Genomic DNA, 14,701 nt, shown 5'->3' on the forward strand with positions numbered 1-14,701 from the left:
ACTGGTCGTCAGACAGGAAGCCCCCGGGGCGGTCTGTGAACCGCCGTCCCGGGGGCTGCCGTGAAACGCTGGGTCAGCCGGCGACCGCCACCGTGGACGGCGTCCACGCGACCCCGGAGTAGTGACCGGTCCGCTGGGCCGTCACCTTCACGGTGATCCGCAGACCGCGCTGCGCGCTCGTCGGCGTGAACGTGGTCCTCGTCGCCCCGGTGATCGCCCGCCCGTTCGCGTACCACTGGTACGTGTACGAGGTCGGCGCCGGCGTCCACGTCCCCCGGTTCAGGGTCAGCGTCCACCCCACCCGGACCGTGCCCGTGACGTACGGCGCCGCCGTCGCCTTCGGCGCGAGGCCCGTGGCGACGGTGTACCCGGCGGTCGTGTACGCCCCGCTCAGGTGCCCGGTGCGGTGAGCCGTCACGGTCACCGTCAGCTTCTTGCCGAGAACCGCGGCGACGGGGACGTACGTGGCCCCCGTCGCGCCCGAGATCGCCACGCCGTTCGCCCGCCACTGGTAGGCGTACGAGGTCGGCGAGGGCGACCAGGTGCCGACCACCGCCGTCAGCTTGCCGCCGACGCGGGTGGCGCCGGTGAAGTAGGGCGCCTTGGTCGGCTTGGGCGCGACGCCCTTCACCACCACGGCGACCGTCGCCGCGGTGACGACCGGGTGTCCGGCCTTCCGCGCGGTCACGGCCACCGACAGCTGCTTGCCCTGCAGCGCGGCAGGGACCGTGTACGCGGCGGCCGTGGCCCCGGCGATGGCGACACCGTTCGCCCGCCACTGGTACGCGTACGAGTCCGGCACCGGCGTCCAGGTCCCCGCCGTCGCCGTCACCGTGCCGCCGACGACGGCGGTGCCGGTGACGGACGGGGCGACGGTGGCGCGGAGGGCGGCGACGACGGTGACGGTGCCGCGCGCGTACTTCGTGCCGTCGTGCGTGATCACGGTCAGGCTCAGCGCGGTGCGCGGCGCGCTCGTCAGGTCGAGCGAGACGTCCATGCTCCGGCGGTCGGGCGTGACGGAGACCGTCGTCGACCGGGCACGGTAGGTGCCGCCGACGACCTCGACCGCGGTCTTCTCGTGCAGTGCGGTGCCGGTGACCTTCATCGTGATCTTTCCGGCGCCGACGGTGCCGGGGGTGACGGTGCCGACGGTCTGCTTCTCGGTACCGCACAGTGACAGCCGGCAGGAGAACGACGCCTGCAGCGCCACGGCGGACTGCGTCGGCGCCGAAGGCATCCCGATCACGAGGACCGTCGGCCGGGCCGTCAGGTACCAGTCGTCCTCGCGCCGCGGTACCTCGCACTCGTAGTACGAGCTGCTCCGCCGGGCGCAGCCGTCCTGGCGGTTCGCCAGGTCGTACAGCCGGGGAGTCGGCGTCTGCGGAAGGGTCGTGGCGGGAGTCTGGCTCATCACGAAGCGGTCGAAGTTGCCGGTGGGGAGCGCGGCGCAGACCGCGGTCTTCTGCTCGGACAGCGTGGCGACGAGAGGCCCGAAGCCGTAGCTGACGTTCGCGACCTTGACGCACTCGGGCGCGGGCCCGGCGGCCGTGGCGATGCGCAGGGCGTCGACACGGTAGGCGGGCGCGGCGCTCGTGCCCTCCCGGACCTCGACGACGGCCTGGTAGTGAGTGGATCCGGTGATCGCGCAGCCGGGGAACAGGTCGCCGCAGCCCTTCGAGCCGTTCGCCCTGTACACGCCGACCGGCCAGGCCGAGAGGTACGAGGCGTCGCGGAAGTCCAGGTGCAGGGTGTCCCGGGCGTCGAGGGTGGTCACCCGGTGGCACACGAAGGTGCCGGGCGCCGCCGCGACTCCGGCGGCGGACGGACGGCCGACGGCCGTGGCAGGGGTCTCGACGCAACCACGCGCGGTGGCCGTGACGTCCCGCCGCGTGAGGCTGAATTCGGCGGGGGCGTCCACGCCGTGGACGAGGGCCGTGTACGTGAGTCCGGGCGTCAGGGCGCAGGCGTCCTGGGGCACGTCGGCGGGGGCGTCGGGGTCGAAGCAGGTCCGCGCGCCGTTCTGGTCGAAGAGGCTGAGCGAGCCCGCCGGGCCGCCGGAGACGTTCCGCAGGTCGATCAGTTCGCGCGCGGAGTGCGCGTCCGCCGGAATGGCCAGGCAGTCCGAGAAGGCGTCCGCACCGGTCGTCACGCTCATCCGGGCGGAGGTGGCGGTGAAGTCACCGGCCTGGAAGGTGCGGCAGCCGCTCGCCGCGTCCGTGCGGTGGAAGGCGAGGGCGTAGGCCCCGGTGGCGGGGTCGCTGGTGCTGTTCCTGGCGATCGCGCGGTACGGGGCGGTTCCGCCGAGGACGCAGGTGCTCAGGACGTACTCCGACGCCCCGGCGCACTGGGAGGCGCCGGTCGCGTCGAGGAGCGTGACGTCCGGGTCCGTGTCGGGCCCGCCCGGCGCGTCTCCGTTCAGGACGGCCAGGTGAGCGCCGCGCGGTACCGGCAGGTTCAGGCAGTCGACCTCGCCGGCGGCGGAGAAGCCGCCCCGGTGGGCGCGCCCGAGCTCGACGTCGTTCGTGCAGCCGTCCGTCGAGCGCGGGTCGAGGATCCGTACGGTGCTGCCGGTGACCAGGGTGTAGGTGACGCCCGCGGTCAGCGGGCAGCCGTTCGTGTACTCGCAGATCCGTCCCCTCGGCGCGTACATCGTGAGCGCGGTCCCGGAGCCGGACGCCGTCAGGGCCTGCACCTGGTACGTGCCGGTCGTGGCGGGCGTGAACGTCTTGCACTCGGCCGGGGGCGACACCTGCGTCGGCGCCGTGCCGTAGGCGTTCACTCCCACGACCGCGCAGCCCACCGGGTGGGAGAGCTGCCGGATCGTCAGGGTGTACGGGACGGCGTAGGTGCCGCCCGAGGGGCTGAGGTGCGCGAGGACCCGGTAGCCGCCTACTCCGGGGGGCAGCACGCAGTCGAAGTCGACGCTGCACAGGTGCTTGCCCGTGTCGTCGGTGACCCATGCGTGGATGTTGGCGGACGCGCCCGGGCGGAGGCGCGTGTTGATCAGCTCGCCCGGCGCGGCCGTGAACGCGTGGCAGACGATGCCGAGTTCGCCGGAGGAGGTGCCCGTCGCCGGGGCCGTGCCGAAGTCGGTACTGATGGGCTCCGAGCAGCCGGGGCCCGCCATCAGCGGGACGACGGCGACACGTGCCTCACCGCCGGCCAGATAGGAGGCGAGGGTGAGGCGCAGTGTGTACGTGTCGGCGGCCAGCTCGCAGGGACCGGAGTCCACGGCGCACGTGACCGGCGTCCCACCGGAGGAGAGAGTGACGGACGGGCGTCGCCCTTCAAGGAGCACCCGGTGCAGGCCCGGCTTCTCCACGGTCAACGTGAAACAGGCGGTGCCGCTCGGCTCCAGCGCCACGCGTCCGACCGCGTCGCCGGGGCCGCCGAGCGGGGCGAGCGGCAGGGCGGGGCAGGGGGCGGCGGTGGGTGCCGTCGGCGTCGGGTTCGGCGTCGGGTCCTGAGTCGGCGTCGGCTGCGGCGTCGGGTCCGTCGTGGCGGAGGGCTCGGGCTCGGGCTCGGTCGCGGCGACTTCCGGTTCCGGTTCCGGTGCGGGCTCCGGTGCGAGTGCCGGTTCCGGTGCGGCACTCGACGGGACCGTCGGCGTCGCCGCCAGCGCCGTTCCCGTCGGAACCAGCGGGCTGAGCAGAGCCGTCAGCAGGGCGGGAACCAGAAGGAGGGATCTTCCGGATCTTCGGGATTTTTTGCGCGAGCGCGCGGAGTTGGGCATTCCGTTCCCCCCGGAGCGGCAGTGGCAGACATATGCGCTGCACACCATAAGGCCCAGGTGAGCAGGCCCCCGCTACCGACCCTCGTACCGTGCCTCCCGCCGCTCCACGAAGCTCGCCACCCCCTCCTGCGCGTCCCGCGTCGTCATGTTGAGCTCCTGGGCCACCGCCTCCGCCGCGAAGGCGGTCGCCCGGTCCACGTCCAGGGACGCGTTCACCAGCTGCTTCGTGAGCGCCGGGGCCCGCGTCGGGCCCCGGGCCAGGCGCCCGGTCCACTCGCGGGCCGTCTTCTCCAGGTCCTCCGCCGGAACGACCCGGTTCACCAGGCCCAGTTCCCGCGCCTCCGCCGCCGACACCGCGTCCCCGAAGAACATCAGCTCCTTGGCCCGCTGCGGCCCGATCAGCCGGGGGAGCAGATACGCCCCGCCCCCGTCCGGGACGAGGATGGGCCCCGATTCCCGCCGCCGTCCCGTTCACCGCCGCGATCACCGGCTTCTCGCAGTCCATGACCGCTCCGACGAACCGCTGCGCGCCCAGCCGGATCATCCGGGCCACGTCCCCCGCGACCCGGTCCGCACCGGCCGCGGGCGCACCCCGCAGGTCCGCGCCCGCGCAGAAGCCCCGGCCGGTGGCCGTGACGACGACCGCCCGGACCCCGGGATCGGCGGAGGCCTCGGCGAGGAGGGCGATGATCCGTTCCCGCTGGTCCCAGGTGACCGCGTTCATCGTTTCGGGGCGGTTGAGCGTGATTCAGGAGACGCCGTTCTCAACAGCGTGCAGGACCTCGTCCACAGGGGCTCCTGTCGGCAGACCGCCAGCGCGTCCAGGGCCACCGCACCCTGCCCGCGCGGCAGCACCATCAGTCGATCCAAGCATGTGTTCCGTCCGCCCTTCACCCAGCCGTATACAGCTGACGCCCAGCCAGATCACTAAACTGACGGTCAGTCAGGAGCGGGTGGGGAGCGGGAAGCGTCGATCGGGGTCCGGTGGCCCCGCCGGGACTCCGACCGGTGACCCACCGGTCCGTCGGACCTCCGTACAACCATTCGGGTCATCCGGTTGTCCCACCCCTCGGACGACACGAATCGACGGAGTCCTGTGACCCCGTCCGAGGAGGCCCCTTGAACAGCACCACTCGCACCACCGGCTCGCGTGACCGCCGCCGCGCCCTCGCCACCGCGCTCGCCGTACTCGCGTCCTCCGCCGCGCTCACCGCGGTCACGACGGCACCGGCCCAGGCGGCCGAGGGCGCGCCGAAGCCCCGCGTGGTCTTCACCGAGTCCAAGAACGTCGACGGCGTCGGCATGAGGACCATCGTCAGCGCCCACCCCAGCGGCACCGACCGGCGTGAGATCGTGCCCGTCGGCGTGGGCCTGACCAGGGCCGACATCGGCGACGTCGCCCTCTCGCCCGACGGCACGCGCATGGCCTTCATCAACAACGAGGGCGGCTTCGGCGACGTCTGGATCGCCTACGCCGACGGCAGCGAAGCGCGCTCCGTCTTCATGGACGTCGACTTGCCCGACGGCAAGCTCGACGCGCTCGACTGGGCTTCCGATGGCAGGGCCCTCTACCTGGGCTTCGCGAACGAGTCGGGCTCCAAGACGCGGATCATGCGGCTCAAGCTCGACGGTCCCGGTCTCGCCCCCGCCTTCCCCGCGCCGGACGGCGCCCGGGACAGCCAGGCCGACGTGGCCTGGGACGGGCGCGTCGCCTTCGTCCGCGACGGCGTCATCCACATCTGGGACCCGCGCGTGGGCGGCGACCCGAAGCCGGTCACCCGGGGCCAGTACCCGGCGTTCTCACCGAAGGGCGACCGGATCGCTTTCGCGGCCTCCGGCGACAGCGGCGACTCGGTCAAGGTCCGCGCCCTGGACGGCAGCAGCGAGCAGACCCTGGCCGAGGGGAACGCCACGTTCCTCGACTGGTCCCCTGAGGGCTCCCAGCTCGCGTACTCCGGCGGCACTCTCGGCGAAGCCCGCGTCATCAGCGCCACCGTGCCCGGAAGCACCCCCGCGGTCCTCTCGCCCGGCACGCGCGCCCACCAGGTCTCCTGGGCCAATCCGTTCGGCTGGAGCCCCCACGGCACCTTCCGCCACGACTACACCGGCGACGGAAAGGCCGACCTCCTCGCCATGAACGGCGCCGGCGACGTCCTGACCTACAAGGGCACCGGCACGGGCACCCTCGAGGCCGGCATCAGGCGTGACTGGGGATGGAAGGGATACCCCTTCACCGCCGTCGGCGACCTCAACGGCGACGCTTTCCCTTACAGGGGCGGCTGGCCCGACGCGCTCGTCCAGGACGCCGCAGGCGACCTCTGGCGGCTCGACGGGTACACGTTCGGTTTCGAGAGCAAGGTGAGGATCGGTACCGGTGGCTGGAAGGACCTCAAGCTCACCGGCGTCGGCGACCTGACGGGCGACGGCTACCCGGACGTCCTGGCCATCGACCCCTCGGGCAACCTCTGGCAGTACGCGGGCGACGGTCGCGGAGGCCTTGAGGCCCGCCAGAAGGCCGGTTACGGCTACAACGGCTACCGCCTGACGGGCGTCGGGGCGTTCACGGCGTCCGGCTACCAGAACTACCTCGGCGTGGCCCCGAACGGTGACCTCTACCGCTACGAGCGGGGTGGCCGCCACAAGATCGGCTGGGGCTGGTCGAGCTACACCCTGACCGGCGTCGGCGACCTCACCGGCGACGGGATCTCCGACGTCCTCGCCCGCGACAGCGCTGGTGTGCTGTGGCGGTACGACGGGGACGGCACGGGTGGTCTGAAGACGCGCGTGAAGATCGGTTGGGGCTGGAACGGCCTCTCCATGTTCTGATCCCGTCCCCCCGGGATCAGCAGGCGCCCCGCCCCACTCCGCTGGGGGCGGGGCGCCGTCGTCATCTCGCGCTCGACTTCACGCCCGACCCTGACGCGGCCCCCGATTTCGCCGCCGATTTCGCCGCCGCTCGTTCGGCCCTTGCCACCCGCCACGCGATCTTCTCCGCGTCGATCGCCAGCTCCCGGAGCATCCCGCTGATCGGGTTCGTGAACCCCGTGAAGTACAGGCCGGGCGCCTCGCGCGGGCAGCGCGCGCCGTGCGTCACCGGGAGTCCGTGCTCGTCGAGCACGCCGTCCAGGTGCCCGAGCAGCGGTTCCAGGGCCCGCCGGTATCCGGTGGCGGCGATGACGGCCTCCGGGGCGATGCGGGTGCCGTCCGCGAGGAGCACCTCGTCGCTCTCGAAGCCCTCGACGGCGGCGACGATCTCGACCTTCCCGGCCCGCACCGCGTCGATGAGACCCACGTCCTGCACCGGGACCGCGCCTTCGCGCTGGCGGGTGGCGAGACCCGTGTCCGGCCGGGGCAGCCCGTACGCCGTCAGGTCCGGCGTCGCGAACCTGGCGAGGAGCGCGCCGAGGCGGTCCACCAGACGGGCAGGAAGCCGCCTGATCAGGATGCCGGAGCGCTGGGCGGGCCAGCCGGCCGTCGTCCGCCTCACGATGTGCGGGACCGTCCGCACCGCGAGCCGGACCCGCTTCGCGCCGCCTTCGGCGAGGTCGGCGGCGATCTCGGCGCCGGTGTTGCCGACGCCGACGACGAGGACGTCCTTCCCGGCGTACGGCTGCGGGTTGCGGTAGGACCGGGCGTGGTTCAGCTCGCCCCGGTAGGCGTCGCGGCCCGGCCAGTCGGGCAGGCGCGGGGTGTGGTTGTAGCCGGTGGCCACGACGACCGCGCTCGCGACGAGCCGCCGCCCGCCGGTCGCGTGCAGGACCCACTCCGTGCCCGCCCGCTCGACGCGGTGGACCTCGACGCCCGTCACGACGTCCAGCTCGTGCTTCTCGGCGTACTTCTCCAGGTACCGCACCACGTCGGCGCGGGCGACCCAGCGCCCGAAGGAGCGGGGTATCCGCAGCCCGGGCAGGGCGGAGAGCCGCCGTGTGGTGTGCAGCCGCAGCCGGTCGTAGTGGGTGCGCCAGGAGGCGCCGACGGCGTCGGACTTCTCCAGGACGACGACCCGGTGGACGCCACGCGCGCGCAGGGCGGCGGCGACGGCGAGTCCGCCGGGACCGGCGCCGATGACGTACACGGGGTGGGTGGAGGGTTGCTGGGGGGTGGTGACCATGAATGCTGAGCGTAATGACGTGTACACGCAGTGGGTCTCGACCGGGAGGGGTTTCGGTTGCGAATCGGTCACGTACGCCGATCCGCCGGAGCGGGGACGACTCCAGGATCGGGAGGGAGCTGGACGCCGCCTTCCGGCGAGGTGACGGTCCCGGTCTTCCGTCTGCGGTCAGAGGGCTGAGATGTTCCGCCACAGATGGGCGCGGTCAGCGGAGTTGCAGGTGTACGTCATCGCGAACGGCGGTCCGGTGATCAGGCAGTAGCCGCTGTTCACGTTCTTGATGGTCCGCCCGGAGGACGTCGAGGTGCCGATCTTCCAGGACTGGACGTCGGAGCCGTTGCAGGCGGCGACGGTGACGGTGGAGCTCGACGGCTGGAGGCACTTCCCGGAGGTCTTGCTGATGAGGCGGAAAATGCCGTTCCCGGCGGGGGAGTAGGTCCAGGAGTAGGCGAGGTAGCCGCCGTTGGTTGGCTTGGAGCCGCACTCGTACGTGTCGACGAGGACGGCGTAGCCCGCGTCGTTCTCCGCCAGACAGTGTCCGTTGGAGACGTTCTGCAGGGAGTACGTCCCCGAGGGCGCCGAGCCGCCGGAGGTGGGCGGCGGGGGAGCGGGCCGCTGCGTCGTCCGCTGCGGCGCGGGAGGAGCCGTCGGACCACCGCCGGAGGGGGCGGTGGTGGTCGAACCGCCACCGGAGCCACTGCCGGAGCCGCTGACCGACCCGCTGCCGGAACCACTCCCCGAGTCGCTGCCGGACCCGCCCGCGCCGCCGGGCACGGTGCCGGTGCCGCCGGCGCCACCACCAGCGCCACCGCCGTCGGCGGGCGGAGGCGGTGCGCCGGGGGAGGAGCCCGACGGCTTGGACGACGGCGCCGTGGAGCCGCCCGGGGTCTGCGAGGACGGCGACCCGGACGCGCCGGGAGACGACGGTACGTTCGCCGGCTGCGAGGCGACGGCGGAGGGCGATCCCGAGGTGCTGGGACCCGCGCCGAGCCGGCCGATCTCGTACGGGCCGAGGGCGACGGTCAGGGTGGTGCCGGTCGCCACGACGACGGGCACGGCGAGCATGACGAAACGGTTCCGCCTCCCTTCACGCTTGCCGGGCGCCGCCTGACCGGTGACGGCCAGGGGGTCGGGCGAGGCGGTCGCGGGCTCCCGGCCGGCCTGCGGGGTGAGGGAGGCCGTCGCCACGTCCTGCGCGGGCTCGGCCTTCTCCAGCTCGGCGAGCTGCTCGGCCGTGGGTGCCCCGGCCGCGAACGCCGCCCGCTCGCCGATCCGCCCGGTGACGGCCGCCGGCCAGACGGCCCCGGCCGCGCGCTCCTCGGTGAGTGCCACCAGCTCGTCGGCGGTCGGACGGTCAGCGGGATCCTTGGCGAAACACTTCTGTACGAGCTCCGCGAGCTCGGGATCGGCCTCGGTGAGGCGCCCGAAGTCGGGCTCACCGTGGACGACCCGGTAGAGGAGGTCGGGTCCGGAGCCGTCGCCGAACGGAGGCCGGCCGTTCGCCGCGTAGAGGAGCAGGCTGCCGAGGGCGAAGACGTCGGCGGCACCGGTCAGTTGCCGCTCAGCGACGGCCTGTTCGGGGGCCATGTAGGCGGGGGTGCCGATGACCATGCCGGTCCTGGTCAGACGGCTCTGGTCGGCGGCGCGGGCCACGCCGAAGTCGATGAGGGAGAGACCGGAGGAGGTCAGCATGACGTTGGACGGCTTGAGGTCACGGTGCACCATGTCGGCGCCGTGCACCACGCGCAGCCCGGCCGCCGCCTCGCGCAGGAGCCGCCACAGGGCCTCGCCGGTCAGCGGGCCGCCGTTCAGCCGGATGGCCTCGCTGAGTGTGATGCCCGGTATGAACTCGGTGGCGAACCAGGGCGGCTTGGCCGTGCGGTCGCTCGCGAGGAGCTTGGTGTTGGCCCCGCCGGGCAGCCGGGCGAGGTTGTCGAGCTCGTGCCCGAAGTGACTCAGGAAGTCGGCGTCCTCGGCGAGCATGGGCAGCACCCGCTTCACCGCAGCGAACTTCCCGGGCACGGCGCCGAGATAGACCCGCCCCATACCGCCGGATCCGAGCACCCCGAGCAGCCTGAACGCACCGATCTGCCGGGGGTCACCCGACTCGAGCGGCATCGCCCCGCTGCCGCTCAGACTTTCCAGACTGGAATTGTTTTCCGGTTCCCCCTGCATGGCCGACACAGTAGCGGAGGGGGTGAGGGATCTGAATGGCGGCCAAGTGCGGCTGCGAATATCGCGGTTGGGGTTTCCGAGGTGCTGGGGGTGGGGCGGCCACGCGGGTGTCGGGTGCGGCCGCCCTCTTTCCGAGTGTGGCGGCCTCCACCACCGCGTCAAGGGCGCTCCCTGCGGTCGCGTCGGCTGCGCCACCTTCCGCACCTCGGAGACCTTCCGCACAACCATTCGCCCCCTCCGAAGGTCAAAGACGCGAACTACCGAACCAATTCGGAAGAATTCCTGGGGGGATTCGTGGCACATACGCGTGCGGCTCTGGCGATCGCGACGGTTCTGGCCGTCGGCGTGGCCCCTGCGGTACTGGGAGGCACGGCGACCGCTGCCGTGCCGCTGACCGCCGGGGCGGCGACCGCGAGCACGACCGGCACCGTCGTCCAGGAAGGCGGCCCGCTGGTCGTGCCCTCGGGCGAGGAGGTGGTGACCACTCGGGTCACCGTCACTCTCCCGGCGGACGCGAGCGGCCCCGTGAAGGCGCGGCTTCTCCTGCCGATCACCTATGAGTTCGCGGGCGACGCGTGGAACTTCCAGGACGACATCAAGGCGACCTGCTCGGTCAACGGCGGTGCCTACCAGCCCTGCCCCTGGCTGCAGCCGGTCGAAGGGGTCAACCAGGGCCCGTACGTGGCCACGATGCCCGTCACCGAGGCCGCGACCACCCTCACCTACGACATCCGTATCGAGTCGGGCATCGGCGCCCGCCGGCACGGGGACGTCAACGGCACCCTCGAAGTGGGCGCGGGCGGGGCCCCCGACCTCGCGAGCGGGCCCGTGGTCTTCCAGTTCGCCCGGAACACCCCGGCGGCCAACCTGCGGACGACCGTCCTCGCCCGTGACAAGGCGGGCGTGCTCTGGCAGTACGAGAGCACCGGCCTCCACGAGAAGCCGCTCAAGGCGCGCGAGCGCATCGGCGGCGGCTGGAACATCTACACGTCGATCACTCCCCTCGGAGCGCGGACGGCGGCGGGCGAGGGCAGCATCGTCGCCCGGGACAGGGACGGGGTCCTCTGGCACTACCAGGGCTCCGGAAACCCGGACGCCCCCTTCAAGCCGCGCGTGCGGGTCGGCGGCGGCTGGAACACGTACACGGCGATCGCGACCCGGGGCGGGGGTCTCATGGCCCGGGACCGGGAGGGGCTCGTCTGGTACTACCCGCAGACGTGGGACGGCTCCCCGTCCGCCCCCCTCCAGCCGCCCCGGCTCGCCACCGACGGCTGGAACGTGTACAGCGCCATCGTGGGCCAGGGCCAGAGCCCCGGATACGGCGTCGTGGCCCGTGACATGGCCGGGGTGCTCTGGTCACACGAGACCTCCCGGAACGGCTCGGGCTTGCCGCCGAGGGAGCGCCTGGGCGGTGGCTGGAACGCCTACGACCGCATCGCCTACGCCCGGAATCTCGCCGGCTCCCGCTACGGCGACTACCTCGCCCGCGACAAGGAAGGCCGTCTCTGGTTCTACGAAGGCCTTACCCGCAGCGGCAACCTCGTCCCGTCGCCGACCCGCAGGCAGATCGGCTGGGGCTGGGACATCTACGACGCCATCCTCTGACCCGACCGACCGACCACGACCCACCGCATCCTGAGGACGAAGAAGACTGATGACACGCATACGTATGGCCGTGGTGATCGCTACGGCTCTGGTTGTCGGAGTGGCCCCGGCCTCCCTGGGAGGGGCGACGGCCCTCGCCGCGCCGACCCACGTCACCGGGGCGGCGGGGGCCTCGGCCGGCACGGTCGTGCAGGAGGGCGGCCCGCTGGTGGTGCCCTCGGGGGAGGAAGGCCCGGTGACCACCCGGGTCAAGGTCGCCCAGTACGGGGCCACGTCGGAACGGCTGCAAGCACGTCTGCTCCTGCCGTCCATCGAATACGCCGCCGGTGACGAGGACCACTCCTTCGACACGACCATCACCGCGACCTGCGCCGTCAACGGAGGCGCCTTCCAGCCCTGCCCGTGGGGCAGCGGGGACTGGGGATCGGTGGCCGTGCTGCCGACGACGACGACAGTGAACGACCTCACCTACGACATCCGTCTCGACGCCAGCTCCTCCGCGCGAAAGTACGGCACTGTCACGGCCACCCTCGAAGCGCTCTCCGAGGAGGGAGTGGTCCACGCGCGCGGGCCCGTGTCCTTCACGTTCGTACAGGGCACGCCGGAGGCGTACCTTCGGACGACGGTCCTCGCCCGTGACAAGGCCGGCGTGCTGTGGCAGTACCCGAGCTCCGGCCACGCCGACAAGCCCCTCAGGGGACGCAAGCGCATCGGCGGCGGCTGGAACGTCTACACCTCGCTCACGACCCTGACCCACCGGACGGCGGCGGGCGAGGGCGACCTCGTCGTCCGCGACAAGGACGGCGTGCTCTGGTACTACGAGGGCTCCGGAAATCCCGACGCCCCGTTCAAGCCGCGCGTCAGGATCGGCGGCGGCTGGAACACGTACACCGCGATCACCGGGCGCGGCCGGGGTGTCGTGGCCCGGGACAAGGACGGCGTGCTCTGGCAGTACGCGCCGACCTACCGGAACGACTCCGTGATCTTCTACCCGCGCCGAATGGTGGGCGGCGGCTGGAACGCGTACACCGCCATCACGGGCCGGGGGGCCGGCTACAACGCCGTGGCGCGTGACACGAGCGGCGTGCTCTGGTCGTACGGGTACGGGTACGCGCCCAGCGGGGGGCCGTACGGGCCGCGTGTGAAGGTGGGCGGCGGCTGGAACGCCTACAACGCCCTTGCCTGGACGCAGAAGCTCGGCGGCGAGAGCTACGACGAGCTTCTTGCCCGGGACGGGAACGGCTACCTCTGGCTCTACCAAACCGTCTACCGCGACGACGTCTCGATCCCGACCACCCGCAAGCAGATCGGCTGGGGCTGGGGGATCTACGACGCCATCCTCTGACCCGTCCTAGCCCAGCGCCGCCAGGATGTGCGGCGCCGCCTCCGCCAGGGTCGGGAAGGAGCGGTGCGCGTCGGGGTGCGCGGCCGGGGTGTTGACCGTCCATACGGTCATCGCGGCCGCCAGGCCCGAACGGACCCCCGACGGCGCGTCCTCGATCACCAGGCACTCCGCCGGGTCGGCACCCAGCTTCTCGGCAGCGGTCAGGTACGGGACGGGGGACGGCTTCCCCTCCGCCACCGAGGCCGCGTCGATGACGAGCGCGGGTATCGGAAGCCCGGTCCGCTCGAACCGGCCCCGGACCCGGTGCTCGTAGTTCGACGTGACCAGCGCCCACCGGTCGGCGGGCAGGGCGGTGAGCAGCTCGGCCGCTCCCTCGAAGGCCGCGTACGTACCCGTACGGACATCGTCGTCCTCCAGCGCGTGCAGGAGGGCGAGGCACTCGTCCGGGTCCGCGCCCGGCACGACGGCCGCGAAGGTCTCCACGGGCCGCGTCCGCAGCGCGACGGCGTACACCTCGTGCCCGTCGAGCCCGTACCGCGCGGCCCACTCGTGCCAGACGCGCCGCTGGTTGGCGCCGGCATCGATGAGGGTGCCGTCGACGTCGAAGAGAACGAACTTTCCGCTGGTCACGCGCCCGATGCTACGTCCACGAACGCGGCCCATGCCGTCGGGGAGACCGCGAGCTGCGGGCCGTGGGGGTTCTTGGAGTCGCGGATGTGGATGGCGGTGGGGTGGGCGGCTACCTCGACGCACTCGCCGCCTTCACCGCCGCTGTAGCTGCTCTTGAACCAGGCCAGATCTGCGGTGCTCATAGCTCTCCCAGCATCTTCTCGGTCAACTCCAGGGACTCATGGGGCGTGAGTGCCTGCGCCCGGATGATCCCATAGCGCTCCGTGTACATGCGCACCTCCTCCGGATCGGTGATCAGCCGGGCGTGCCCGTAGCTCTCGGTGTACGCGACCTCCCGCCGCCCCTTGGGTGTGAGCAGCGTGAAGGCGCCCTCCATGCCCGGGTGTTCCTCGCGCTCGGTCGGCATGATCTGAACGTGTACGGTCCTGAGCCGGGCGACCTCGGCGATACGCCGCAACTGCTCCCGGAAGGCCTCCCGGCCACCCAGCGGGCGGCGTAGCACGGCCTCCTCGATGACGAAGCTCATCGTCGGGCCCGGCCACTTGTCGAAGATGACCTGGCGAGCCAGCCGGTCGGCCAACCGCTTCTCGATCGTCTCCTCGTCGTACAGCGGGCGGCGGTAGCGGAAGACCGCCTCCGCGTAAGCGGGAGTCTGCAGAATGCCCGGCACCGCCTGCACGGCGTAGTAGTGCAGTGCTACGGCCTCGGCCTCCGCCTTGGCGAAGCTCCGGAACCAATCCGGATGCCGCACCCGCGCCTTCGCCAGCGCCTCCCTCACGTCGTCCACCGCCGCGATCAGCACGCCCCCCGCCCCCACCACCGGGTCCGCCCGGATCAGGAAGTCCGGTTGGGGAGTGCGTACTCCCCGCTCGACCGAGGAGACGAGGTCCTCGCTGCAATGGGTGGCGTCCGCCAGTTCCGCCTGGCTCAGGCCCGCGTTCTTCCGCAGCACCTTGATGATCTTCCCGAGCGCACGGAACAGGTGCGCCGTACCGTCCACCTCGGAGGGCCGTTCCGGCCGCTCCTCCACATTCCCCGACATCCGTACCGCCTTCTTGGCGCACCCGTACAGTGACTCAGCGTCGTCACGTCGCTGCTGTTC

At 72.3% G+C, this 14,701-nt stretch carries 9 protein-coding genes and 1 pseudogene; 3 read left to right on the forward strand and 7 right to left on the reverse strand.

Features of this window, described 5'->3' with window-relative positions:
• Window positions 1–73: 73 nt before the first annotated feature.
• Both ABZ567_RS05635 and ABZ567_RS05640 read right to left on the reverse strand, forming a co-directional pair.
• Complete coding sequence (locus ABZ567_RS05635; protein ID WP_360785112.1) at window positions 74–3,733, reverse strand: hypothetical protein; 3,660 nt, start codon at window positions 3,731–3,733, stop codon at window positions 74–76.
• A 72-nt stretch (window positions 3,734–3,805) separates the two neighbouring features.
• Window positions 3,806–4,457 (reverse strand): annotated as a pseudogene (locus tag ABZ567_RS05640) (enoyl-CoA hydratase-related protein).
• A gap of 395 nt (window positions 4,458–4,852) precedes the next feature.
• Between ABZ567_RS05640 and ABZ567_RS05645 the strand changes: the two are divergent.
• Window positions 4,853–6,559, forward strand: coding sequence for a hypothetical protein (locus ABZ567_RS05645; RefSeq protein WP_360785114.1), 1,707 nt, complete (start codon window positions 4,853–4,855; stop codon window positions 6,557–6,559).
• A 61-nt stretch (window positions 6,560–6,620) separates the two neighbouring features.
• Here ABZ567_RS05645 and ABZ567_RS05650 read toward each other — a convergent pair whose 3' ends face one another.
• Window positions 6,621–7,844 (reverse strand): NAD(P)/FAD-dependent oxidoreductase, encoded by a 1,224-nt coding sequence (locus tag ABZ567_RS05650; RefSeq protein ID WP_360785116.1) that lies wholly within the window; start codon window positions 7,842–7,844, stop codon window positions 6,621–6,623.
• A 168-nt stretch (window positions 7,845–8,012) separates the two neighbouring features.
• Complete coding sequence (locus ABZ567_RS05655; protein WP_360785118.1) at window positions 8,013–10,019, reverse strand: protein kinase; 2,007 nt, start codon at window positions 10,017–10,019, stop codon at window positions 8,013–8,015.
• A gap of 294 nt (window positions 10,020–10,313) precedes the next feature.
• On the opposite strand from ABZ567_RS05655, the gene ABZ567_RS05660 reads away from it, so the two are divergent.
• Together ABZ567_RS05660 and ABZ567_RS05665 are read left to right on the forward strand one after the other, a co-directional pair.
• Window positions 10,314–11,624 carry a hypothetical protein gene (locus ABZ567_RS05660; RefSeq protein ID WP_360785120.1) on the forward strand — a complete coding sequence of 437 codons (1,311 nt, stop codon included), beginning with the start codon at window positions 10,314–10,316 and terminating at the stop codon, window positions 11,622–11,624.
• 49 nt (window positions 11,625–11,673) lie between these two features.
• Window positions 11,674–12,969, forward strand: a complete 1,296-nt coding sequence (locus tag ABZ567_RS05665) for a hypothetical protein (RefSeq protein WP_360785122.1) — start codon at window positions 11,674–11,676, stop codon at window positions 12,967–12,969.
• A gap of 6 nt (window positions 12,970–12,975) precedes the next feature.
• Here the strand turns inward: ABZ567_RS05665 and ABZ567_RS05670 are convergent, their stop codons facing one another.
• Genes ABZ567_RS05670 through ABZ567_RS05680 form a run of 3 tightly spaced genes read right to left on the reverse strand, consistent with a single transcriptional unit; the run spans window position 12,976 to window position 14,641 of the window.
• Window positions 12,976–13,632 (reverse strand): HAD-IA family hydrolase, encoded by a 657-nt coding sequence (locus ABZ567_RS05670; RefSeq protein ID WP_360785124.1) that lies wholly within the window; start codon window positions 13,630–13,632, stop codon window positions 12,976–12,978.
• Window positions 13,596–13,781, reverse strand: a complete 186-nt coding sequence (locus tag ABZ567_RS05675; protein ID WP_360785126.1) for a DUF397 domain-containing protein — start codon at window positions 13,779–13,781, stop codon at window positions 13,596–13,598. The genes ABZ567_RS05670 and ABZ567_RS05675 overlap by 37 nt, the downstream gene beginning before the upstream one ends.
• The gene (locus ABZ567_RS05680) at window positions 13,778–14,641 is read right to left on the reverse strand and encodes a helix-turn-helix transcriptional regulator (RefSeq protein WP_360785128.1); all 864 of its coding nucleotides are present in this window, start codon (window positions 14,639–14,641) and stop codon (window positions 13,778–13,780) included. The genes ABZ567_RS05675 and ABZ567_RS05680 overlap by 4 nt, the downstream gene beginning before the upstream one ends.
• Window positions 14,642–14,701: the final 60 nt, after the last annotated feature.

The organism is Streptomyces sp. NPDC016459 (assembly GCF_040632845.1).
Lineage (GTDB): Bacteria > Actinomycetota > Actinomycetes > Streptomycetales > Streptomycetaceae > Streptomyces.